Origin of the sequence: Clostridium amylolyticum (assembly GCF_900142075.1) — a bacterium.
Classification (GTDB): Bacteria; Bacillota; Clostridia; order Clostridiales; family Clostridiaceae; genus Clostridium_AA; species Clostridium_AA amylolyticum.
The window spans coordinates 1-24,654 of the sequence record NZ_FQZO01000005.1; the positions used below are offsets into that span (position 1 = coordinate 1).

Here is a 24,654-nt window from a genome sequence, read left to right on the forward strand (position 1 = left end):
CTCTCAAATCTTTCACCTTCACTTTATGCCTCCCTTGTATGATGTACTTTGTCACCATACAAGCTTATAATTTTAAAGTAAGGGGGTCAATTTTCGCTGTAAAAAGGGGGTCAATTTTCATTGTAAATCAACAATATTATGATATGAGATAAATTGACTAAATCTATTAGTCTCCTTAGTTACTTTTAATATATATTTTATGCATTGAAATTAGTATTATTTTGAATCTATTTATACACTTAATATAATATATTATTCTATTGAAAACTTTCTTAAAAAATCCTCTAATACTCTTTTCGTTGCATTGCCTGCAGTATTAATCTTTTTTTCCACTTCTATTATAATTTGTGGATTCTTCTTAATAAATGAATGTCCTAATTCATTATCAAATGCTCTTAATGCATCTATGCACATTTCAAATAATTCTTCATCATCAATAAGAATCAATTTACATATTATATTCAACTCTTCCTCAATCACTTGGTTATCAAGACAATATACTAGTTTCTTTTGCCAATCTAAATCTTTCTTTAATACTTCATTCGATAATTCTTGCCAATCACCATTAGAAAATTGATTCAAAATATCTTGTGCAATAGAAAATCCATCATCATACCATGAATCAACTGTTGTTTCCTCTAATAATAATTCATCTAATTCGTTATACATTTAATCACCTCTTAATTTATTTAAAACCCTGATGGTTTTGGTGCATTAACCTTTCCAGTTGGGTATCCAGATATTACATCATCACCAATTTTTATAACATCAATTTCTACCCCATCAATAATTTGTCTATGCCATGTAGCTCCATCCCTTTGCCTAATTGAAATAGCAGGAGATTCACCAACATTTTTTATACTATCCATAATTTTTGAATCATTCCACGAATTAGGAAATACACTGATTCTAGTACTAGTGTTACTTACCCCCTTACTCCTCTTCGCTGCTCTACTACTTCCCCAATAAGAAATTCCCATTCCCATAGCAAAGCTGCTCATTACTCCCATGGCAGATACATCGCCGCCATTAAATTTTGTTTCTCCTACGTATATGGCACTGTCTACTGCTCCGTCAGCGAAGACCGTACCTAACATTTCAATACCCTTGGCCGATACTGCTCCTGATATTGCCCCACTGATGCCTCCCCACATAAAGCCATGGGAGAATCCATTCATAAAATCTCCACCGCTTATATAGCTTAAAACTCCTCCCAGTAAGCCTCCATAGGCTGCACCTGTAGCAGCTCCCACTGCCATCCCTACTAATATTGGTCCACCTACTGTGCATGCAAGAGCTATGGTTCCTCCTACCACTACCGCTCCTACTGCAAACTAATTATTCACAGTCTTTTAAAACTCTGTTTTCTGATTTATAATCGTTCTTTTGAATGATGTGTTTATAGCATATGTTAGCTACTAAAAAATAATGAACCAGCTTACTTAATTTTAGCTGATTCATTTCATCTTTTCACTGCATTATTACAATTATGCAGTCTATTAATGCTATTAAATTATCTACATCTTTCACTTCTTGAAAATAGACTTATTATGCATTAAATTTATTGATTTTTTTGTAGTTATCTCTATTTATTGATTCTATTAATGATATCATCTATTCCATCAAATAGCGTATCTATGACTAATTCAGTATAATTACTGTAACTATCATTCTTCTCTATTAATAAATTTAATATGCTCTAAAATGTTTAGTCAATTCTCCATTAATAGGATTAGCTGAAAAATAGTAATCTGTATAAAGATCATCTTCTTTCTGCCACCCGATAACTGGAATGTCAATATAAGGATGACTTGTAAATCTTGATACTCCCATTTCGTCTATAGATTTAAAATAAAAACGTAATGTACCATCTTCATTTATTCCTTCTAAAACTGGATATATGTCTTCATCCTCAAAAATTAAAAGAATTAACTTTTCCTCTTTATTATATAAATAATCTATAATTTTCTTTTTTGTAATTTTAATACTATTTTCGTTATACATCCATATAACTATATTATCTTTTTTTTCAAGTTTTTCAATCGCCACATTATAATCTCCTAATTATCAAAAGGTAATAGTTCAGTAATTTTTAGGTATAGACTAATAAGGGAACTTGGTTCCGATGTTAGTCTATATTTTATTTCACATTATATATTTAAATCTACAGTGTAAGTTCTCAGTCCTTGATAGCCTAAAGGATAAAGGATGCTATATCAGCGTCCTGAAAAAAATCAATTAAACTAAGTCTTTTTAATACTGGCATAACTTTTTCTTGAAAAATATCTAACAAATATATCATTTTAAGTGAAAAAAACATTGCATTTTGTTTTGACATGCTTATAGTTTCATAAATAACATTTTTTCTATTTAGAAATCTTACTTTAAACCTTCCATTACTATCTGACAATAAATTTATAATATATCCATTACTTTCAATATTCTCACCTTCAACAAAATATGATGATGGGATTCCTCTAATACTTAATACTATATACAAATTTTTAATATCAAATTCTTGGGTTCCTATTTTAATTTCTCTTTGATCTGAAATAAATTTTTGAAAGTCATATAAGAAAAAGTGTTTAGATAAAATTTCTATTAAAAAGTATTTCGAAGCGCTCCTCTCATCTTCAAATCTTTTCTTTTCTTCAAAATGTGGTGTTTCTTCTCTTTCAAATTTAAAAATGCCGTAGACAAAGTAATCCCGTCTTTTTAACACTACTTTATAATCTTGGTAATATCCATTATCTTCTCTTAAAAATTCTTCTTCTAAATTAATTTTAATATCAAAAGAACTTAGTACATCAAATGCATTTCTAAAATTCATTTTCCTCTCCTTAATCTTATTTTAATTCAATAATATATCCAATATCCAGTAAATTTTCTACAGTAGCCTCCACCATATTACCGCTTCTAAAATCAAGCACTTGATTGCTTGTAAAATATTGTATTCCTCCCCCTGGTTGGTCAAACCAAGGAGCAATTATTCCGCTTTCAACATCTAAAGGAAGAATAACTTTATATTTATGATAATCTAGTTTTTCACAGTGTGGTGCTAGTGCTCTTTGTTCATATTTTACTCCTTCTGGAGATAAATAATATCCATTTGATGGATTTCCAAATCTATCAATAACTTTACCTGGTTCTAATGTAGTAAGATTTGATTTTCCATCTAAGAAACCATTTAAATTCGTATCTCCATTTGTTCCTGGCCAATGTATTGACCCATTGATCTGATCATAATATTTAGGATTATCATAAACTGTTTTATATTTATTATATAATTCTGCATTTGGTTTGTAATTCCAATTGCTTAATTTAACTCTATCCTCTACACTAAGTCCATTTTCAACGTAATCCCAAAATTGATTATACCTTTTAGCATCTTCTGAACTCATTAAATCAGCATAGGTTCCACTTCTAATCTCTGGAGACACCTTGGTCTTCTTCACTGCTCTACTACTTCCCCAATAAGAAATTCCCATTCCCATAGCAAAGCTGCTCATTACTCCCATGGCAGATACTTCGCCGCCATTAAGCTTTGTTTCTCCTACATATATGGCACTGTCTACTGCTCCGTCGGCGAAGGCCGTGCCTAGCATTCCAATACCCTTGGCCGATACTGCTCCTGATATTGCTCCACTGATGCCTCCCCACATAAAACCATCGGAGAATCCGTTCATAAAATCTCCACCGCTTATATAGCTTGAAACTCCTCCCAGTAAACCTCCATAGGCTGCACCTGTAGCAGCTCCCACTGCCATCCCTACTAATATTGGTCCACCTACTGTGCATGCAAGAGCTATGGCTCCTCCTACCACTACTACTCCTACTGCGAGCTTAAAGAAATTGCTTTGGTACCACTTTTTGCCTTCTCCTTTACCCTTAACTGCTCCTGTGTTAGTATCAATGTTCCTATCTTCTAAAGCTGTAGTAGCTCCTACAGTGGCAGCCCCTACTGTTCCAAAATCACGGCTAATCGTGCTTACTGACGATACCATTCCTATATTGCGACTTTTAGCTACCACTAAGGTTTCTGCCTTGTGGTATCTTTCTGCTGCTGAGGATAAAAACTCACTAATATTATACATCCTTTGCTGAGCTCGTTCTATATTTCTTTGAAGAGTAAGCATAGACTGACCTATGCCATTTCTATTTTTAACCTCAGAATCAACACTATAATATAAGTCATTAATTTCATCTGCTTTCCATTTTAATTGTTTAGCCAGGGAGCTGGCATACTTTGCTTTGCTCTCTAGCTCAGTAATGTTTACTTTTATAACCATCCCTACAAATCTCCTAAGTACCCAAAATTAATTTTAGCCTAGCCTCTCTCGCTATTCTTTGTTTCTCCTCTTCTTCTCTCTTTATTTCATTAGCAGTATTAATTATTTCATTACCTAATCTTTTACTTTCAGAAGATATATAGTTTAATTCCCTTTGAAATTGTTGGATAGCATTAGAGAATTCTCTAGCATCTTGTCCATCATAACTGCCAGGTACCATATTTAAAAAAGTCCCGGATTTAGAACTTATTCTTTCAACATCATAACCTGATGATGAAATACTTCTGCCACATCTCACAGCTCTATAATGATTAAATCCCATAAGATATCACCTCTTATAAAAATTCTGATACAGGGTCAGGGGTATTATTATCCTTTGAAACTAAAAGGTATTTTTCTAAGAAGTTTTTTTCATCTTCATCTTGATAACCTACAAAAAACACCTTATCTATCTGATCATGATTAAACAAATACATATATTCTTCACTTATGTTTCCTTCAGGATAAAGACATGCAATATAATCCCATTCTTTATCTGTTCCCATCTGTAATTGTTTTCTTCCATAAATCATTACTCTTTTTGTTCCATTTTTTAAAAGTACAATAGATCCAAGGGGTAAATATTTTTTCATTTAACGTCCACTCCTAACAACTTTCCATTTACAGAATTATTATGATATATTTACATTTATATAAAGAGATTGAAGCTAGTAAAATAATAGCCTTTATCTCATATTTACATAGCTAACCAATATTAAACCTTACAAAAATATTATTATTGATAATTCTAGTAACCATAATAAATTTTTTCAAGACCTCTCATAACAAAAGACTTGTCTTAAATATACCAAGGGCAAAGTATACTACCCTTGGTACTCTTAACTTTCTTTACTTAAATGCACTAGCATTATTATTTATAGCAGTTTCTGCCTCATTGTAATTAGTAACTGTCAAATCTAAAAACTTTGCGTAAGCATCTACCACTGCTTTATACTCTTCAAATTTAGGAGCTAAAGCATTAAACTTATTTCTAACGGTATTTGATGCATCACTTTGCCAAGTAGATGATAAACCATTCATTTCCTTTTTAATTTCTTCTAGTCTCGCTGATAGACTTTGATTCAAATTTCTAATGGTACCAGCTGTTTTAGAAACCTCACCTAAGGAAATCTTAATACCTTCTATAGACATACTTCTAACCTCCCTTATATATTAATTTGTTAATCTCTTAGCTTGAGTAATAGTCTCATTTTGAGTATCTTTATATACTTTGGCACTTTGTTTTAAGAATTCTGAGTACTGTCTCATAAGCGCCACCATCTGCTGAAAGTCATCCATAAAGCCTTTGATTTGGTTTACAAAAGCCATATTATCGGCTCCTTGCCATGCAGCACCCATACCATCAACTTCACTAAAAAGTTGCTTGTATTGTCTTTCATAATCTGATGCTTGACCATCCATCTTTTGTGAAGCTGTCTCCAGTTTAGCTGGATCAACAACAATAGTTCTTGCCATTTTAATAACTCCTTTCAAAAATATATATTTATATTAACATCAGCTTTGAGCCATTCATAAGTCCCAGCTCTTCTGCTGACATATTAATATTGAAAATTACTCCAGTTACCTTGTCACATATTAAGGTATCTGTATTCCCAATAAAGTACCCTTGGGATAAATCTGTAAAGGTATTGGAAAGCAATGCTGTAATCTCATAAAGCTTACTTTTCAAGGGTATATAAACATCGTAACTTTTATTTTCTGCTGGTAAATAAACTTCCAATAATATTTTATCCATATAATCCACCCTCCCTATTACTGGTTATGGAGGATAAAAGCTTAATTAAATTTACTTTGCCTTTAGTAAGGATATAACCAAATTCTTCTCCAATATCTTCATACAAATCACTGCTTATACTAGATAACTTTAATTGGTACTGGTCTGAAATGCCATTTCCTAGCCATACTCCATCACTTAATAAGACTTTTGATTTAAACCAATTTTCATAGGCCACAGATGCTATATTACTTGCGTTATTGCATATTATAAAATTAATATTGTAATGGAGTTCCCCTTTTTCTAAGAAAACTTTAATTTTATCCTTAGAATCCTCTGAGACTTTAATCATTAAGTCTGTAAGAGAATTAATAATACAAGTAACTTTTTTAAACTCAGGTGTTTCTTCCCCTTTAGCTATGGCTTCCTTATAGCTATTGTTTCTAAAGACCAAGGTATTAAATAAATCTAAAACTACCTTGTCAAATTCATTATAAATATATTTGTACCCTCTGGACTTATCATCATTAAAATTACCTTCTGCATCTATAACAAGAACTTCATTTTCGTCCTTAAAATCAATTACCTCTGCTATCCCCTGAATAAAATCTGCTTTATGATTATTCTGATATAGCACTAAATTAATATATGAATTATTAAAATCATAATATGCTGTATTTAAGCTCTGCTTTTCCACCCCAATAGGTATGCTACCATTTATGCTATGCCTAATTTCATTCGTTAAATATTCCAGGTCTATTATACTTGGTAATATAGGAATCTTTTTTGCTGGAAGCTTGTTCCATTGTTTCCCATATTCATTACAGTATATTCTTACAAAATCAAAGGTATTTTCACCCTTCTTGGAAATATGAGCAGTTTGGAACTCATATACCAGGTCAGTTTTAAATATCCCCCTGCCCTTGTACTTCGAAGGATATACACCATCCACATTTCCTAGAATACCTGAATAATCTCCTTTATCATTAAGCTGTAACACAAATAATTGTTTAAAGTTCTGTAATATCCTATATCTCAATGCTCCTGTGTTTAAAGCAGTAACTACAAAATATATGCCATACTTTGTTCCTTCTCTAGTTAAATAAGCTATGGATTCTTCCATATCCTCATAGATTTCTGCAAAAGCAGAGTAATTGTGTATAAATATCACCATGGACTCTAAAATTTTATTGGAATTTTTGATATAGCTTTGATAATCTCCACCGTAATCTGCAAAAAGTTTCTTTCTCTTTTCTATTTCACTATGAAGCATCTTAAATAAGTTACTTATTTTCTCTGAATCCTGAGAAAAAACCACATCTCCTACATGAGGTGCCTTAGCAAAAGCTCTAAGGGTTTCAGAACTAAAATCTAAGACATATATATTTACTTCTTCAGGAGTGTGTTCCTTCATAAGTGAGTATATTAATGTGGTTAAGAAAGTTGTCTTCCCGTTTCCTGCAGCTCCATATATTACTGTATTGCCCTCCTGTGTTAAAGGCACTGTCATTATTAGCTGCCTTTGGTTAATAGGATCATCAAACTCTCCTATGATGGGATTTAAAACACAAATACTTTCTTTGTCCACTTTATACTTTTCTTCTAACTCTTCAATATATATAAACTCTGGTATAGGTTCTAACCATAAAGGTCTTACATTAATATTTTCTTCCTTAGCAAGTTTTGCTAAATATTTATTTACTTCATCAATTTGTTTTGCAGGATTCCTTAATACAGCCTTATTCTTGTCTGGCCTAACCTGTCTAATAATACGTCCTAAATTATCTACAATAGCAATGCTGTCGTCTAAGTTTTTTTCTACACGCTCAGCAGGATAGTAAGGAGCTCCTGCCCAGGCAGATTGTCCTAGTTCGAATACTTCATTAAATCCAACCTGAACAAAAAATCTTCCTGTTACAGATAATTCTGCAGCATCTGGTCTTTTAATAACATCCATACTATCTGCTTTTTCTTGTACCTTAAGACAAATTCTAAATCTGCTATTACTCCATATTTGGTCGTCTACCACACCAGAAGGCTTTTGAGTAGCCAAAATAAGATGCACACCTAAGCTTCTTCCAATTCTAGCAGCACTAACAAGCTGCTCCATGAATTCCGGCTGTTGTGTCTTAAGCTCCGCAAATTCATCTGATATTATAAACAAATGCTGCAAAGGTTCATTAACAGTACCCTCTCTATATAACTTTTGATATTTATATATATCTATATTACTTATATTTAAGTTTTTACTTGCCTGATTAAAAATGCCTTGCCTTCTCTTCAACTCACTTTGAATGGATACTAAAGACCGCTTTACTGCAGCCCCATCTAAATTTGTTATGGTACCTGCAAGGTGAGGGAGCTTTGTAAAGGCATTAGCCATACCACCTCCTTTATAGTCAATAAGAATAAATGCCACCTCATGAGGATGATAATTTACTGCTAGAGAAAGTATAAAAGTCATTATAAATTCACTTTTACCTGATCCCGTCATACCAGCAATAAGTCCATGAGGGCCATGAAATTTTTCATGCAGATCAAGATTAAAAGCTTCACCGCTGTTATCTACTCCTACAGGCGTCTCTAGGGTTCTAGTGGGATCATTTTCTTTCCAACGGGTAAGAGCATTTAAATGCTCCACTTTACCAACTCCAAACATTTCTAAAAATGTAAGCATAGTGGGCAGCTCATAAACTTGTACAGTGGTGTCTAACAGTGTGTTAGATAAGCTTATTGCCAAGTCCTCCATATCATCTTTCATATATATATCCGGCTTAAAGGGAATATGATTCCCTGTAATATCATTCTTATCATAAATCTTAGATATACTTCTACTTAGTTCTATAACTCTAGAACATTCCTTAGGTAAGTTATTTAGTTCATCATAAGCAGTAATTAAACTAAAGCCATAATTCTTCTTATGTTTCAAGATAGAATTTATTATCTCTGCCTTGCCAGCTAAAGTTTTATTCATGCTGAATATTACATAGTGAGGAGTTACTTCCTTTAATTCTTCTTCTGAAGTTATTTTTTCTCTTGTAGCTATTTCTTTTTCTAAAAATGCTGAAAGCTCTTTTACCTCACTAGGGCTGGTGGCTATAAACCTAAGACTCTTTTCCCTATTCCAAACATGGGGCAGCCATTTAGTAAACTTCCATAGATTTTGTTCCTTTTTATCATAAATAAATACCAGCTTTAACTCATCATAACTGTGCAGCGCCGTAAGTTGAACTAAAATTCCTTTTATTAAATCCACAATATTTTCTCTATTTCCTATAATTCCAGTTATTAAATTTTCTGTTAAAGATAAGGTTATGGGTACTTGTCTTAACACACTAGGCTCTTCAGCAAGGGTATATAATTCCTCTTGAAGCACATCATCTTCAATGGTAAATCGTTTCTCAGGATACTTAATATCTGCCTCTAAAGGAACATTTCCTATTCCAATCCTTACCCTTAAGAAGTCATTATGCCCAAGGGTTCTTTCCCAAAGATTTCTTTGACGTAATTTTATCCGAGAAATGCAATTCTCCACTGTAACATGATTTTCATGTAATATTTCACTTTGATGCTCTGATTCCTTAACAATCCTCTCTCTTACAGATTTTATATATTCTCTATATTTTTCTTTTCTTAATAATTCCTTTTCTGATCTCTTCTTTCTTTCGTATTTCTTAGTGAGTATAGGCCACATCACTGTGCCTAACAACATGCTAAAGGACATCATCAAGGTAGGCATGGCCATCATAATATCTCCATTGTTACGCATAACATTTTGCAAGGTTAAGATGCCTGTGAACAAAGAAGCCATTCCCATGGTTATAGATGGACCCAGCAAAAACATTAATGGTGTTTCCTCTAAATTGCCTAAAGCAGGGGGAGGATCTATTTTTATTTCAGCTTTTTTAATATCTCTTTTAAACCTTGGAGAACGATAAAATAAATTGCTTCTGCTTCCCTCTTCATTAAAATCTTCTTCTTCCTTTGAAACATCAATACTTTGATGAGGAAACTTTCTTAAAACTTCTTTATTGTAATGCATATTACCATCAGGGTTATTAATAGCAATAAAGCCTTTGCTTATGATAAGCTTAAGCCCCATGATATAAACTATATCTCCAGGAATTAATACCTTACTCTTTTCCCTTATTCCATTGACAAAGGTTCCATTGGAACTATTTAAGTCCTTAATAGTAATTTCATTGGATATAATAATCTCTCCATGGTTTGAAGAAGTAAAGGCATTGGAAAAGGAAATATCACACTTTTCAGAACGTCCAATGGTTATCCTGCCGTCTGTAGGTAATAGTAGCTTTTCAAAAATTCTTCTATCATCGGTTATAGGTTCTGAATATAACAGGACCTTTTCATTAGTATCTCTTAAAAATATCCTATAAAAGTTAAGTGGTTCCACAGGGATTTCTTTTACCTTTTCATTGTTTTTATTTAGAATTATTGCATTTTTATTTGATTTTAATATCCATTTCCCTTCAATACCTTCGACGCTTATTACTTTTTCTTCTTCATTATTTTCATTTATTTGAGTTACCCAGTACCGCCCATTGTATTTTTCTGGCAATACTAAGGAAAATATGGACTCTTTTTTAAATAGAGTTAATTGCAATCTCATCCCACCTTGTTAGTGATTTAATAAGGAAATTTTTCACGTACCTGGCACCACTATCATCGCCGATATGTTATCAGTTTCACCACGGTTTTTAACTGTGCTAATTAAATTATCTATGCTCATCTGCATGTGATTTTCGTTTACTTTTCCTTGGTTTTTTAAGAACTCCGCAACCTCCTGATGTTCTAATCTGTTGTATAGTCCATCACAGCAAAGAAGGAAAACATCTAAACTAGAACAGATTCCATAGGATTTATGAATTTCCAATATTTCATTAACTCCTACACACTGAAGTAAAATATGCTTTTCTTTACTTATCTGTGCTTCTTCCTTAGTTAACTGTCCATTTTTAACCTTAGCGGCTACTAAGGTATGATCCTCAGTAATTTGCTTTAACCTGCCATCATACTTGTATATGCGCGTATCACCCACATGATAAGTAAAATATTTATCTTCAATTATGAAAAGTAATGAAGCTGTAGTTCCTAATTTTATATTATTTTCTATACCATAATCCACCAATAACCTGTTTGCTTTAAGAAATAATCTTTCTATTTCCAAATCCAGATTATATTTATCTTTAGCTACTTCAGTGGTTTCCTTAAATACATCTGTAAACCACTTATCAAAAAGTGCCACAACGGTTTGACTAGCTTTCTCACCATATTGTAAGCCACCCATGCCATCACAAATTAATGCCATACACACATTGCCTAAGCTGGTATGAGTTGTTTTAGCTAGATAGCTATCTTCATTAACAGCTTTTCTTATACCTACATCAGTCCTTGCAACCACTTTATACTTCAAAGCTTTCACCTACCTATCAAAAAACTCATAAGCTTGTTTTGCAAAAGTAATAACATCTCCATTTCCTAGCTTATATTGGCTTTCTGGTTGTAACCTATTGCCATTTACGTAAGTTCCATTACTGGAATTTTTATCAATGATAAAATAATCACTATTAACTTTTTTAATAATTGCATGTTGCTTTGAAATACTTTTCTCTTCAATGGTTAAATTAGAACTTTCTTTACTTCTTCCCACTGTAAAGAAAGTTTTATCTATATAAATTCTATCTATTATGCTGCTATTATCTTTTTTTATAAGATACGGTAAAGCATTATACTCTCCTTGAAATAACAGCTGAGTCCCTGAAGCTTCTATATTCTCTGTATTAAATAAAACATTTTTATTTCCATATAATATACTTTCATTATTATTTTTTTCATTACTTTCATTTATTAGCATTGAAGTGTTATTATGAGTTTCAGCATTAATATTCAAGCTTGAAGCTTCCATAGGATTGTATTCCTTGTTTCCAAAGGAACCAGTATTGCTTTTTTCTTCTTTAATTACACTTCCTGTAAAGTTAGGATTTAAATTAGTTATATTTATTTCCCCTGAAGGAGTGATAATATCTTTAGGTTTTGAATTACTTTTTAGTTGTGTATTTATTTTCTCTCTACTTTCAACGCTATTATTTTTCTTTATCATTACCTCTTGCTTTTTAACTTTCTTATTTTCCATAAGCATAGTAATAATTAAAGCTGTAACAGAAGCAATAATAAAAAACATACAAAAAATAGCTACTGAATAATAATTAATGTATTCTTTTATAAAAGAAATTTTCAAAAGATTCCCTATAAGAGGTATAAGTATACAAAATATAAAAACACATGAAACTGTTGTTATAAAAGTGAATATACCGCTATTTTTAATGGAGTTTGAACTCCATGAGTTTTCATAGTTAATAGTCTTTAGCTTATTTTGAAAGCTCTCTAAATCAAAGTCCTTTAAATTTGTATGGTTTATTATAAATCCCATAAGTACATCTGAATTGCTTGCATCAATGTTGTTTATTATATCCTTTAATAACTTTTGAAAATTCCCCGTTCCTTCCTTAGGTTCTTCACTTCTTGTAGCTGGAATGTATATTAGCTTGATTTCATTGGTATATGTATCTATAAATATATAATTTAAGTACAAAATAGCATTGGATAAGGTAAGCTTTTTGCCCATTATTAAAGAAACTTCATTAGTTAATTTTAGTAATAAGCTCTTTAGGCTCTGAAAATCAAAACTATTTTCTAATATATACTTATTTAGGGAAATATAATTGCCAATGTAATATAATAAGGTATTTTCCTCATACCTATCTTTGGTGCAATTAATTAAATTTGATCTGCCGCTGTTAATCATAGAGAACTGAGAATTATCTATTAAAACATCATCTTTCACAGCCACCGTTAGATACTTATCCTCAGTTAGTTCTATGCTTTCAATGATATTGCTGTAATTCACCCTTATATACCTCCTTGACTTGCGTCATCTTCTCTAACCTTTTATCTCCTCATTTGTCTCCTCTTCTAATAGCATGGTTCCCTCAAGCACCTCTTCTTCTAGGAGCATAGTTCCTTCATTCACAGCCTCTTCTAATAGGTCTGTTTCTTCATTTACTTCCTCTTCTAATAAAAATGCATTAGAAGCCTGGGATATCTTTGATGAATGTATGGAACCTGATGTACTTAAGGAACTACTAGTAACAGTTTGTCCTGTTTTATATGCCGCCAGCTTTATTTGAAGTTTTTGCTGCTTTTCTATAAGTCTTCTATACCTATAATCCTTTATAAAGTTTAGGTTTATATATTCATTTAATTGGTCTTTTTTAAAAACATAATAAGAAAGTATTAAACTACCTATCATGCCTATACTTCCTACGATTATCATAACTACATATACGGTCTTATCATTATTCATAGGTAGTCCTCCTTACTTTATTTTTCCTTCGCTTTTTAAACTTTCATACATATTCTTAAGCTTTTTATAATCTGGATCATTGGTATTGGGATTTTTCTTTGTGGCATTGTCATAACATTGCGCAATTTTTATATAATATTCAGCATCAGGTTCTTTTAAATTATTTCTATCTTTTATAATCAAATCAGCATATAAAACACCTAATGATGTATTTCCCTTATAGTCTTTTTCAAATTTATTAATATGCTCATTGAATATCCTTATGCTGTCATCATATTTTTCTAAATATTTATAAATAGTGCCAATTAAATAATAGGTATTGGATACATTGCTTCCTGCCTTTAAGGCTTTTTCAAAATATCCTGCGGCTTCATTTAACTCTTTATCATATTCATTCTTTTTGTTTTCTAATCTTAAGGCCTTTTTATAATGTATAGTCCCTAGCATTTCTAGAAGTACAATATTGTTGTCAGGAGCAAACTTAGAAGCTTCTTTTAAAACAGTTAAGGCATCCTCTAAATAAGTATCTGGAAATACATCTGCATTATTTTGATAAATATTTGCTAAGGCTATGTACGAATTGATTTTTGCATCTCCCTGACTATTAGGAATGGTATCTATATACTCTCTAAGTAGGTTAATAGAGGTTTGAATGCTTGACTTATTCTTCTCACTAGTTGTACTGCCTAATTCTTCTGCTATGGGTTTATAGTACAAAAGCTCTCTTTTAGCTTCGTTGCTTAGTTTTTTTGTGCTTTTAATGCTTTCAAAACGTTTATTTGCCTGATAATAATCCCCTTTTAAAAAGTAAACTTTACCAAACCAATAAAGCACCTCATAATTTTTAGATGCATTTTTTTGAACCAAAGGACTGATAAATTCTATACATCCATCATAATCATTATTCTTAAGAAACATATCAATAGCACTTTTATATGCTGATGGATCCTCTGGGTTTAACTCAATAGCTTGTCTGAAAATTTTCTTTGCTTCATCCATACTATTACTCTTAGTAAGCACTTCAGCGTTTTCTATAGTACTGTTATATATCCTCTGGTTTATGTTGTTTACTTTATAACCCCCAAAGCCTGTTAATATCGCAAAAAAAACAAATGAAAGCAATGTGGCTGAAAGCTTTATAAATTTTTTTCTCACAGTTTTTTTATATGAAGAATTTAGCTTATGAATATTTTCAATATCGTAAATTAGTTCTTCTATGCTTTGATATCTTAAATTTGGATCTTGCTCAGTACATTTATTGATTATTATTTCAAAACCTTCTGAAAGCAGAGGGTTTATTTCTCTTACAGGCTTTATTTCATAAGGCGGGTCACTAGGACCTTTTCCTGTGGCTAAATGATACAAAGTAACTCCTAAACTATATATGTCTGTTCTTTCATCTGTCTGATGACTTCCATATTGTTCTGGTGCTGCATATCCTTTTGTACCAATATAAGTTGTATCTTGTGATACTTCCTCTTTATATTCCCTTGCTATTCCAAAATCTATAAGTTTAATTTTCCCTTGGGCTGTAAGCATTATGTTTCCCGGCTTCATATCTCTATATATTATTGGATTAGGCTTTTGTGAGTGTAAATAATTAAGCACATCACAAATCTGTAATGCCCAATTAATTATGGTAAATTCATCTACTACTCCAAATTCCACAAGCTTTTTATCTAGAGATATTCCATCGATGAAATCTAGTATTACATAAATGCTATCTTCTTTTTCTATAATATCTACTATTCTTGGTAGTGCTGGATGATCTAGCCTTTTCAGAATATTTGCTTCCGCCATAAGATCAGCCTTTAAATTCTTCGAACTTTTCAAGACCTTTTTAATGGCCCAAAACTTCTGCAAATTCGTATCTTTAGCAAGATATACGGTGCTCATTCCACCTTTCCCCAGAATATCTATTATCTGATATCTATTTTCAAATAAAGTTCCAATGAGATTCACCTTAGTGCCCTCCTATTTAGTCTAATACAATATTTTTACATACTTTTAAACACTTTTTTAAATTAAATATTACAAATATATTATAATAATATCATATATTTGTAATATTCTATACATTGCATTAAAAGTATTAATTTATAACTTGTTCCAATATATTGATTTTATTACATATATTCTATACAATAAAACATAAGTTGTAAATTAAATACAATAAAATTAATAAATTTTTAGGGGGGATATTTTGAACCGAAAAAAAATTATTGCCTTAATACTAGCTTTTCTTGTAAGTTCATCTATGCTGCCCAAGGTGGAGACTAGTGCAGAGATAACCAATGATACTGCTAAAGATTATATACTTTCACAAAATTATATAAGAGAAAAGCCTGAAGAAATAACTAGTTTAACATCTAAGGATTCGTCAAAGGTTGATATTTCAGATGTTACTGGAGAAAATGATTTTGCCTCTTATTTTGTACTAAGTCACTCCAATAACTTTGTAGAAGTAAACAAAATGTCTAGTGAAAAAATTATACCTGTTATTGATCTTAGTAAGCTTTCTCTTATTGGTTTAGAAACTATAAATTATGAAATAACTAAAACAAATAAATCCACTAAAGCCGTTACTAAAGAAAAATTTAGTTACTCTGGCGTTAAAAGCAAAGTGTACAAATTGCCTGATATTGTAACCACAAACCTGGAGAGTGTAACTATAACTTATAATGTTTTAGGTTTACTTGGACAAGAAAAAAAATCAAAAAAGATAATTTATGAAGATTTTGTTGCGCCTAAGCTTTCTATAAAAAACTTGCAATATACCCTAGCCCCTGAAAGTTCCTCCATGAATTTGAAGTTTAATGTAGAAGCACAAAATGATTCATTAATCCCTGAAAAATCTGCGATATATTTAAATGATGCTCTTATAAACGACACAAAAATTAATTATGATGAGATAAATAAGGTATATAATGTTTCATTAAATATTCCCAAGTGGAATTCAAATTTAAACATAGACACTATAGATTTTTTTGCTGCTGATGAAGCTTACAATATTGGAAAAGCCTCCATTAAAAATTTCCCCTTAGTTAACTTTGATAATTGGTATGATAAAAAAGTAATTGCAGATAAAGATTTGAAGGTTACAGGAAGCCTTGGAAGCGGAATAACCAGCTTAAAAGTAGATGAGCAAGCAGCTGTAATTGATAAAGGCAAATTTATAGGAAAGGTTAATTCCTCTCAAGGAACATTAACAGCTGAGTATTCTTATAATGGACTGCCTATTATCTTTATTGCAGACTATGTAAAAGATGATAAAGGTCCTACTTTTAATAGTGTAACTGTAAATTCTTACAAAGTAGAAAATCAAGGTATATTATATATAAAATCACCTGACAACCTCATAATTAAAGGAACTTTAAGTGATAATTATCTTACCAAATATATCTCATTAAAAAGTGTATCTTACACATTAAAAAATGGATGGATAAAAAAATTAGACTTATCAAGTTTAGCCAATGAAGGAAAGTATACTATTAACAATGGAAGTTTTAATTTAGATTTTAATTTAGAGAATATTAATAATAATGATCTCTCTACAATAACTCTAATAGCTCAGGATAACTTAGCCAATGAAAGCGAGGCCTTTTCTTTTAATATTTTAGTTGACACTGTTTCTCCAGAGGTAAGTATAGGAACTGGGAGTTCTCAAACTGATTTTAAACCCTTTAACGATGGAATTTCTTCTAAGTCCCCTTTTACTCCTTGTATTAAAGTAACAGATGAAAACCTAGACGAAGATACCTCCACTATAGAAGTTAAAGCTGAAGGTGAAAGTATGTTACCTTCAGACTCTTTTACTACTACTTTAAAGGATGATACAAAATTCATTAAAAGCAATAACTACTATAGCTTTAAAACTCCTTTAATGAAAGATGGCAACTACACTATTATTGCAAACATTAAGGATAAATCAGGAAATACTGCTTCATACACTGTAAACTTTTCTGTAGACAATGAGAATCCTTTAATAAAGATATCAGGGTTAGAAAAGTTTACATTTCCAGATTATGCTGCTAATGTAGATCTAGTTACACCACGTGTAGTAATAAGTGATATTAATAAGGATTCTGCTTCAATAACAGTGGTTAAGGATAATGAAGAAGGCCCAGTTTATGAAAATCCTAAGGCCTATGAAGAAAACCCTATTACCTTGCCTTCTGCGGATGGAAAAACCTTAGAGGGTACTTATACCTTAACTGTTAATGCTAAAGATAAGGCAGGAAATAGTTCAGCTGACAGCTTTACTTTTACAGTGGACAGAACCAGCCCTGTAATTGAAGGCATATATATTGAAAATGACGGTAACTACAAGGATAAAAACTTGGATAATGAAGAATATTATAGGCACTACTTTAACCCTTCTGTGGCAGTTAAAGAAAATAATATAGATAAGCAAAATTCTAAATTTATAGTGAATAACAAAGCTTATAGCTTTGGACATGCTAATGTAGAGTTTATTAAGGGCAGATATGTATTAAAAAATGTTATAAATGAAGATGGAATTTATAACTTAAAGGTACATGTAGAAGATACTGCAGGTAATACCACAAGTGACATTTCAAGAGAGTTTTATGTGGATACCGACATAGCTAAAGTCTCTATAATAAATGACTTTAAAAATGGTTATCTTCAAAGCTTAACTCCTATACTTCAAATTGATGACCAATTCCTTAAGAAAGAGGATTTAAAGTCAGAGGAATATATAATAGCTTCCTTATATACAATAGATGTCACTACTAATTTGTATAAATCAAAAAAAGATTATGGCTTTGAATTTAAATCTAAGGTAGGAAAGACAATAACCTTACAAGGTACTGATTATATACCAAGTAATAATCCTGGAGAAAAGTACATGCTAGAGGTTTTAATAAAAGATAAAGCAGGTAAAGGTAATAAAGAAGATTATATTAAAGAAACTAAATTTTTTTATATTGATAACATTAAACCAAATGCTAACTTCCTTAACATTAATCATGGAACCTACTATAGAAATCCCGAAGATCCTTCGGTTATTATTACGGAACAACACTTAGATAAAGATAATTCCTTCTTTACTGTTAATAATGAAATATATAATTTTAATCATAGCAATGTGGTATATGATGATGGTAAATATACTTTAAAAAATGTAGTTACTAAAAATGGGAAGCCCATAGATGGCACCTATAATATAAAGCTTCACTTACAAGATTTAGCAGGAAATGAATTTAACTTAGATGAAGTTACCATCTATGTGGACTCCAAAGTCCCTGAGCTCTCTATAGGAAATATAAATAATGGAGCATACTATAACTCTAAGGTTACTCCAGAGTTTTTAATAGAAGATGATTTCTTAAGCAAACAGGATATTGATAAAGGTGAGCTTATTAATGCTACATTATATACCATTAATTCAGAAACTAAGGCTACTATTACCTCTAAACCTTATAAGCTCGAATATATAGATAGGCTTCAAGGAAAACTTTTAATTAGAGGAGAATCCATAGAAAACAATAACCTTAGGAATGAACAATATAAAATAGTGGTGCAATTTAAAGATAAAGCTTCCAAACACAATAATGAAGATTATAAAACCTCTGCGGTAGAATTTGTTATAGATAAAAATAATCCCAATATAAGCTTTAGTGAAGCCAATGGAAGAATAATAGAAAATGGGTCCTATTATCAGGGTACTTTCAATCCTATTATTAAAATATCAGATAACTATGCTATAAATACAAAAAGTATAACTTTAAATGGAAATCCTTATGGAGGTAATTTTATTACCACAGAAGATGGCATACTCTTTCAAGGTGCAGAAATAAATAGCGATGGCAATTATACCATTAGTGTGATGGCTGAGGATAAAGCTACAAATAAGGCTAAACCCTTTGAAATAAACTTTACCCTTGATAATACCAAGCCTGCAATAGAAATTTCAGGAGTTAAGGATGATGAATTCAATAATAAAGAAATTACTACTCCTATAATTAAAATTATTGATACAAACAATGCCCTTAACAAGACGGTTTTCAAACTTTCAAAAAATGGAGGAGCCTTTAACACTATTAATCCTTCTCTATATAATGGAGTTTTTAGTTTTAATGTATCTGAGGAAGGGGAATACAAACTTTTAGTTACTGCAGAAGACTTAGCAGGAAATTCCTATACCGCTCCTATTTTAACTTTTACTATTGATAGAACTAAACCTATTGTTAAAATCAATGCTGAAGAGGGAGCATTTATTAATACAAATAACTTTAAGCCCCTTATAACCACACAAGTACCAGAGGATACAGTCTTTGAAGTATTTATAAATGATACCTACTATAATCCAAATAGTTTGCCTATGCTGCCTGACGGAGAATATACAGTAAGAGCAAGGGCAAAGGATAAGGCAGGAAATATATCAGAAGAAACGAAAGTTTCTTTCATCCTAGATAGGCTGCCGCCTCAAATTTTTATACAAGGTTTAGAAGGGTTAATCTTCCATAAGGATGATATTAAATTAAGTATTAGACAAGATGAATTATATGAGAGTATCTTTGAAGTATATTTAAATGGCAAGAGGCAATCTGCTAATTCTATAAGTATAAATTCAGAAGGAGAATATATTCTAAAAGTACTGGCTGTAGATAAAGCAAATAATACCAATGAGAGAACTGTTAAATTCGTTTTGGACAAGACTAAACCCATAATAGAATTTAAAGAACAAATCAACAATAGATTTTTCAGAGAGTTTATTGAACCAATTTTTGATATAATAGATTCCAGCGACCATAAATATACCATCACCATAGACAACCTGCCCTATGTAAGAGGAAGTTTGCTAGCGGATGGTAAGCACACCCTGATTATAGAAGCCACAGACGCTGCAGGTAATGTATCAGATCCAAAGGTTATCACTTTCTTTATAGATAGCACACCTCCTACTATCTTATTTGGAGGTATAGAAGATGGAGAAAAATACACTGCCTCAGTAAAACCTGAAATATACTTAGAAGATCTTTCAGATATAACTACACCCACAGTGCTATTAAATGGAAAACAAGTTTATGCAAACTCTTTAGATGGCAAAACATTTTTATTAGAGGAGATTACCTCTTTAGGAAACCATGAGTTAACGGTAAAAGCTACTGATAAGCTAGGTAACGAAACCACTAAAACCATTAACTTTACTATAACCGGCAATAAATCAGCTGCTTCATTATTAGGTAAGAATAAAGTTATTCTAACTACCTCCGCAGTATCCATAATAGCTATTATTCTTGGATTGTTTGCTTTTTTAAAGTTAAGAAAAAAGCCAGAAGATTCAAGTAGGGATACTGAATAGTCAATGCTTTTTAAGTCTTAATCCATAATAATATAAAAATATTAGCCTGGTAGTAAAACTTTACTACCAGGCTAATATTTTTATATTATAACTTATTATGTATTAATTTTGAAAACTTATTTATTTTATAACCTTTAATGTTTCTTTTTTCTTAATTAAGAAATAATCAGTAATTACCACGGCAAATAATGGAGCAAATACTGAGGCTAGGAATCACTTGGTTGCTTTAGAATAGTCTAGCATCTTAAGAATAAAGTATCCTATGATACTGCCTCCTAAAGTGCTTATTAAAAATGGCACCACAAAAAATAATGCAGCTAAATTTTTTCCCATAATAAATTTAGCTATGGGAAAAGCTAATAAACCTCCTAAAATTCCAGTGCCAAATATTTCTCCTGCCACTGCTAAAGATATTTTCTTAGTCTTTTTATACATAAATCCTGCTATAAAGGCTCCTATCATACTTCCTGGAAAAGCTAATAGGGAACCTGTTCCTAATATATTTCTCATTAGGGAAATACAAAAGGCAATGGCAACCGCATAACCAGGTCCAAGTATTACAGCTGCTATGACGTTGATTATGTGTTGTACTGGGAAACATTTTGATACTCCTATAGGTATAAAAATAACATTGCCTGTAATTATTCCTATAGCTGCAAGAAGTGATGATAACGTGATTTTCTTACTTTCCAAATACAAGATCTCCTTTCTGAAAATAATATAAAAATTAAGGACCTATATTCTGGAAACTTTCAGGTAGGATTTGTGATAAAAAAATAAGACACAAATCCATAGGATCTGTGTCTAAACATACTAATAAACATATAGCTCATCAATAAACAACTTCCTACGCTGGCATGATCCAGTTCAGGTTCATAGGGTCAAAGAATTAAGGTTCTTTATCTCAGCTGGCCAAATCCAGCCCCCCTGTGTTATATTACATATTCTATTTTTAACAAATTAATCATAGCACATGAGATAGTGAGGTTCAATATTTTTTTACTTCCTTGAAAATAGTTTTTCAAGAAATTTAAAGAATCCTCCTGAAGAATTTTCTTCTGGCTCTTGTATAGCAAGGTCTACTAAGGTCATAATCCCTTCTAGGGATTGTGCTATGGCTATAAACCTTCCACTATGACAAAATACAGAATCTTTTACTCCTGTAACTTTAGCTAGTTCTTCGTCCCTTTTTCCTGCCCAAGCCTTAGGAAACTTTTTTCTATCCTCTCCATTATAATCTCTTACACTTTGAGCGGCATAATTGACCTTACTTTTATATACTACGTAAAGTACTTCCTTTGCCTCATCAATATTTTTAAGCACCTCGCCATAAGGGCAATAAGTATCCAGCACTAAAACTTCAGGTCTTACTCTGCTTTTATATGCATTTTCTACTAATTCTCTAGATTTAAATACAGAAAGCTTGTGACTTATTTTATTTCTTAAAACTGATGATGCAACATTTACCGCTTCATTAAAGGCTTTATCTTCATCATTTTCTTTATACCAAGGTGGGTTAAACCCAGATATTATGGTAGAAATATTTAAAATGGGTATAGTGGTTTCTCCTATTTTAACCCCGTTATCTAAGGCATCCATTCCTTCAATAACGGCTCTATCAATGTAATTATAAAGTAAATCCACCTCTTCATCCTTTAATGATGGCTCTTTAACTTTATTACTTCCTTACCAAAGCCTCTCCATATAAGTCCACAAGCTGCATAAGGCGTTCCATTTTCTCTATAGATTTTATCCATGCCATGGTGGTCAAACTCTCCGCCACCCACATCATATACAATATCTAAAGTCTTCAGCACATTTTCATCTCTGGTTCTAGTTAACTCTATTTCATAAACTTCCTTAAGAATTGCTGTGGCCATTACTTCATCTGCATGGAATCTTCCGTCATGAGTTCCAACTCGTCTAAATTGCTTTTTATTATCCAATGCTTATAACACATCCTTAACAACATTTATTATCACAAATATACTATGACTTATATTTATAGTTTCTATTATACACTTAATCTGATACTTTTTATTCTAAAACCATAGACTTACTTTGCATTTCTTTTTCTTCAAGAAGCTGATTGGTATATAGATTATAATAGTACCCTTTCCTTCTTATTAACTCCCTATGACTGCCTGCTTCAATGATTTTGCCTTTTTTAATTACAAGGATTTTATCGGAGGATACTATGGTGGAAAGCCTATGTGCTACCACAAAGCTGGTTCTATGATGTAAAACCTTCTCAATGGCATTTTGTATCATTCTTTCTGTTTCAGTATCTATGGAAGAGGTAGCTTCATCTAATACAAAGAGAGCAGGGTCAGCCACTATAGCTCTAGCAAAGGATATAAGCTGTTTTTCTCCTGTAGATAAATTTCCTCCTCCTTCACCAACCTCTGAATCATAACCCTTTTCCATATTCATTATAAAGCTATGAGCATTTACAAGCTTAGCAGCTTTTTCAACCTCTTCATCAGTAGCATTTAACTTTCCATATTTTATATTATCTTTTATAGTTCCACTAAAGAGATGAGGGCTTTGAAGTACATAACCGATGTTAGATTGAAGCCATAGAAGGGATCTTTCTCTATAATCTACTCCATCGATTAAAATCTCTCCCTTAGTAGGCTCATAAAACCTACAAAGCAAATTTACTATGGTGCTTTTTCCAGAGCCTGTTTCTCCCACTAAAGCTATGGTTTCACCTCTTTTTACCTTTAAGTTAAAGTTTTCTAATACCTTTTCTCCATTTTTATAGGAAAAATATACATTTTTAAATTCTATATCTCCATGGATCTTTTCCCAATTTTCTTTTTTAGCATGGAACAAATCTCCATACTTATCTATTACATCTTTTCTGTCCCAAATATCTGGTTCTGTTTCTATAAGGGATATTATTCTTTCTGCAGAAGCTTGGGCATTTTGAAGTTCTGCTAAAGTGGCTGCCAGCTGACTTACTGGGTCAAAAAACTGAATGGTATAGGAAATAAACATTACAAAAGTACCATAGGATATGGCTTCTGAAATTACGCTTTTACCCCCTATCCATAAAGCAAATCCTGTGCCTATGCTACCTAAAGACAATACTACAGGAAGAAATAATGCTGAAAACATTGCTGCTTTCACTGCAGAATTTCTCATATTTGAAGCATCAGCTCTAAATTCCTTTAAGTTATCCTCTTCTCTAACCAAAGTTTTAGTGGTTTTTGCCCCCGAAACTTCTTCACTAAAATCTGCAGTTAACTGGGAATTAATCTTTCTTACTTTTCTATAGGACTTTAAAATTTTCTTTTGAAAATAAACCCCTATAATAAATATAACTGGAACCACGCTCATACTTATAAGGGTTAGCTTAACGTTGTTATAAAGCATTATACCTATAAAGGCGCTCATCATAACTAAAGCCCATACCATATCAATTAATCCCCAGGATATTATCTCACTAAGCCTTGCCACATCTGAGGTCATTCTTGCCATAAGCCATCCCACTGAGGAGTTATCGTAGTAAGAAAAGGATAGCTGTTGCAGCCTTTTAAACCCTAAATTTCTTATATGATATGCCAGATGGGTTTCGATCTTACCCGCTTGCATTATAAAAAGTTTTACATTTAGAGCTTGAAAAGCTATTACGCAAAAATATAGCAATGCAAACTTTTCTAGACCTTCAGAGGTTTTATTAGCTATGAAATTGTCAATAGCATACCTAGTTAAAAGAGGCATCAAGGCATCTATTCCTGCCACAAACATCATTAAAAAACCTAATAGAAATAACCCCTTTTTAAATTCATACAGATATTTGAAAAGTCTCTTCCATATACCTACATTTAATTTTTCTGTACTTTTATTTTCATCTATTCTAGAGGACATA

General features: G+C 31.7%; 20 protein-coding genes and 1 riboswitch. Of the genes, 1 reads left to right on the forward strand and 19 read right to left on the reverse strand.

Annotation, left to right across the window (positions count from 1 at the left end):
* Positions 1-252 precede the first annotated feature (252 nt).
* The 15 genes from BUA82_RS11700 to BUA82_RS11770 form a co-directional block, all read right to left on the reverse strand.
* Complete coding sequence (locus BUA82_RS11700) at positions 253-669, reverse strand: hypothetical protein (RefSeq protein WP_073008236.1); 417 nt, start codon at positions 667-669, stop codon at positions 253-255.
* Positions 670-689: 20 nt separating this feature from the next.
* Positions 690-1,316: an EndoU domain-containing protein gene (locus BUA82_RS21000; protein WP_073008239.1), complete on the reverse strand. Its 627-nt coding sequence runs from the start codon at positions 1,314-1,316 to the stop codon at positions 690-692.
* A gap of 373 nt (positions 1,317-1,689) precedes the next feature.
* Complete coding sequence (locus BUA82_RS11710; RefSeq protein WP_073008242.1) at positions 1,690-2,049, reverse strand: hypothetical protein; 360 nt, start codon at positions 2,047-2,049, stop codon at positions 1,690-1,692.
* A 145-nt stretch (positions 2,050-2,194) separates the two neighbouring features.
* Entirely contained in the window at positions 2,195-2,830 is a 636-nt protein-coding gene (locus BUA82_RS11715; protein ID WP_073008245.1) for a hypothetical protein, read from the reverse strand.
* Between the two features lie 16 nt (positions 2,831-2,846).
* Positions 2,847-4,289 carry a TNT domain-containing protein gene (locus BUA82_RS11720; protein WP_073008248.1) on the reverse strand — a complete coding sequence of 481 codons (1,443 nt, stop codon included), beginning with the start codon at positions 4,287-4,289 and terminating at the stop codon, positions 2,847-2,849.
* A gap of 13 nt (positions 4,290-4,302) precedes the next feature.
* Positions 4,303-4,611, reverse strand: coding sequence for a hypothetical protein (locus BUA82_RS11725; protein ID WP_073008251.1), 309 nt, complete (start codon positions 4,609-4,611; stop codon positions 4,303-4,305).
* Between the two features lie 13 nt (positions 4,612-4,624).
* Positions 4,625-4,921, reverse strand: a complete 297-nt coding sequence (locus BUA82_RS11730; protein WP_073008254.1) for a DUF4176 domain-containing protein — start codon at positions 4,919-4,921, stop codon at positions 4,625-4,627.
* Positions 4,922-5,177: 256 nt separating this feature from the next.
* Positions 5,178-5,480 carry a pore-forming ESAT-6 family protein gene (locus BUA82_RS11735; protein WP_083599919.1) on the reverse strand — a complete coding sequence of 101 codons (303 nt, stop codon included), beginning with the start codon at positions 5,478-5,480 and terminating at the stop codon, positions 5,178-5,180.
* 21 nt (positions 5,481-5,501) lie between these two features.
* Positions 5,502-5,804 carry a WXG100 family type VII secretion target gene (locus BUA82_RS11740; RefSeq protein ID WP_073008257.1) on the reverse strand — a complete coding sequence of 101 codons (303 nt, stop codon included), beginning with the start codon at positions 5,802-5,804 and terminating at the stop codon, positions 5,502-5,504.
* Between the two features lie 28 nt (positions 5,805-5,832).
* Positions 5,833-6,084, reverse strand: coding sequence for a methyltransferase (locus BUA82_RS11745; protein ID WP_073008259.1), 252 nt, complete (start codon positions 6,082-6,084; stop codon positions 5,833-5,835).
* Positions 6,077-10,687, reverse strand: coding sequence for a type VII secretion protein EssC (gene essC, locus BUA82_RS11750; protein WP_073008261.1), 4,611 nt, complete (start codon positions 10,685-10,687; stop codon positions 6,077-6,079). Before essC ends, BUA82_RS11745 begins: the two co-directional genes overlap by 8 nt.
* Before the next feature lie 39 nt (positions 10,688-10,726).
* Positions 10,727-11,497: a PP2C family protein-serine/threonine phosphatase gene (locus BUA82_RS11755; RefSeq protein ID WP_073008263.1), complete on the reverse strand. Its 771-nt coding sequence runs from the start codon at positions 11,495-11,497 to the stop codon at positions 10,727-10,729.
* A gap of 9 nt (positions 11,498-11,506) precedes the next feature.
* Positions 11,507-12,991, reverse strand: a complete 1,485-nt coding sequence (locus BUA82_RS11760) for an FHA domain-containing protein (RefSeq protein ID WP_073008265.1) — start codon at positions 12,989-12,991, stop codon at positions 11,507-11,509.
* A gap of 33 nt (positions 12,992-13,024) precedes the next feature.
* Entirely contained in the window at positions 13,025-13,447 is a 423-nt protein-coding gene (locus BUA82_RS11765) for a hypothetical protein (protein ID WP_073008267.1), read from the reverse strand.
* Positions 13,448-13,459: 12 nt separating this feature from the next.
* Positions 13,460-15,409 carry a serine/threonine-protein kinase gene (locus tag BUA82_RS11770; protein WP_073008269.1) on the reverse strand — a complete coding sequence of 650 codons (1,950 nt, stop codon included), beginning with the start codon at positions 15,407-15,409 and terminating at the stop codon, positions 13,460-13,462.
* Between the two features lie 241 nt (positions 15,410-15,650).
* Between BUA82_RS11770 and BUA82_RS11775 the strand changes: the two genes are divergently transcribed.
* Positions 15,651-20,777 (forward strand): Ig-like domain-containing protein, encoded by a 5,127-nt coding sequence (locus BUA82_RS11775; RefSeq protein ID WP_073008271.1) that lies wholly within the window; start codon positions 15,651-15,653, stop codon positions 20,775-20,777.
* Between the two features lie 213 nt (positions 20,778-20,990).
* Here BUA82_RS11775 and thiW read toward each other — a convergent pair whose 3' ends face one another.
* The 4 genes from thiW to BUA82_RS11795 all read right to left on the reverse strand — a co-directional run bounded on the left by thiW (position 20,991) and on the right by BUA82_RS11795 (position 24,653).
* Positions 20,991-21,470, reverse strand: a complete 480-nt coding sequence (gene thiW / locus BUA82_RS11780) for an energy coupling factor transporter S component ThiW (RefSeq protein WP_073008273.1) — start codon at positions 21,468-21,470, stop codon at positions 20,991-20,993.
* 133 nt (positions 21,471-21,603) lie between these two features.
* A riboswitch (TPP riboswitch) is annotated at positions 21,604-21,716 on the reverse strand.
* A gap of 60 nt (positions 21,717-21,776) precedes the next feature.
* On the reverse strand, positions 21,777-22,421 hold the full coding sequence (locus BUA82_RS11785) for an MYG1 family protein (protein ID WP_073008275.1): 645 nt from the start codon (positions 22,419-22,421) through the stop codon (positions 21,777-21,779).
* 11 nt (positions 22,422-22,432) lie between these two features.
* Positions 22,433-22,723 (reverse strand): MYG1 family protein, encoded by a 291-nt coding sequence (locus BUA82_RS21140; RefSeq protein WP_073008277.1) that lies wholly within the window; start codon positions 22,721-22,723, stop codon positions 22,433-22,435.
* Between the two features lie 91 nt (positions 22,724-22,814).
* A complete protein-coding gene (locus BUA82_RS11795) occupies positions 22,815-24,653 on the reverse strand; it encodes an ABC transporter ATP-binding protein (protein ID WP_073008280.1) in 1,839 nt (612 codons plus the stop codon).
* Between the last annotated feature and the right edge of the window lies 1 nt (position 24,654).

Coding starts and splice junctions, on each gene's coding strand:
- BUA82_RS11700 (WP_073008236.1), bottom strand. CDS start 669: ATGTATAACGAATTAGATGAATTATTATTAGAGGAAACAACAGTTGAT.
- BUA82_RS11715 (WP_073008245.1), bottom strand. CDS start 2,830: ATGAATTTTAGAAATGCATTTGATGTACTAAGTTCTTTTGATATTAAA.
- BUA82_RS11720 (WP_073008248.1), bottom strand. CDS start 4,289: ATGGTTATAAAAGTAAACATTACTGAGCTAGAGAGCAAAGCAAAGTAT.
- BUA82_RS11725 (WP_073008251.1), bottom strand. CDS start 4,611: ATGGGATTTAATCATTATAGAGCTGTGAGATGTGGCAGAAGTATTTCA.
- BUA82_RS11730 (WP_073008254.1), bottom strand. CDS start 4,921: ATGAAAAAATATTTACCCCTTGGATCTATTGTACTTTTAAAAAATGGA.
- BUA82_RS11735 (WP_083599919.1), bottom strand. CDS start 5,480: ATGTCTATAGAAGGTATTAAGATTTCCTTAGGTGAGGTTTCTAAAACA.
- BUA82_RS11740 (WP_073008257.1), bottom strand. CDS start 5,804: ATGGCAAGAACTATTGTTGTTGATCCAGCTAAACTGGAGACAGCTTCA.
- BUA82_RS11745 (WP_073008259.1), bottom strand. CDS start 6,084: ATGGATAAAATATTATTGGAAGTTTATTTACCAGCAGAAAATAAAAGT.
- BUA82_RS11765 (WP_073008267.1), bottom strand. CDS start 13,447: ATGAATAATGATAAGACCGTATATGTAGTTATGATAATCGTAGGAAGT.
- BUA82_RS11795 (WP_073008280.1), bottom strand. CDS start 24,653: ATGTCCTCTAGAATAGATGAAAATAAAAGTACAGAAAAATTAAATGTA.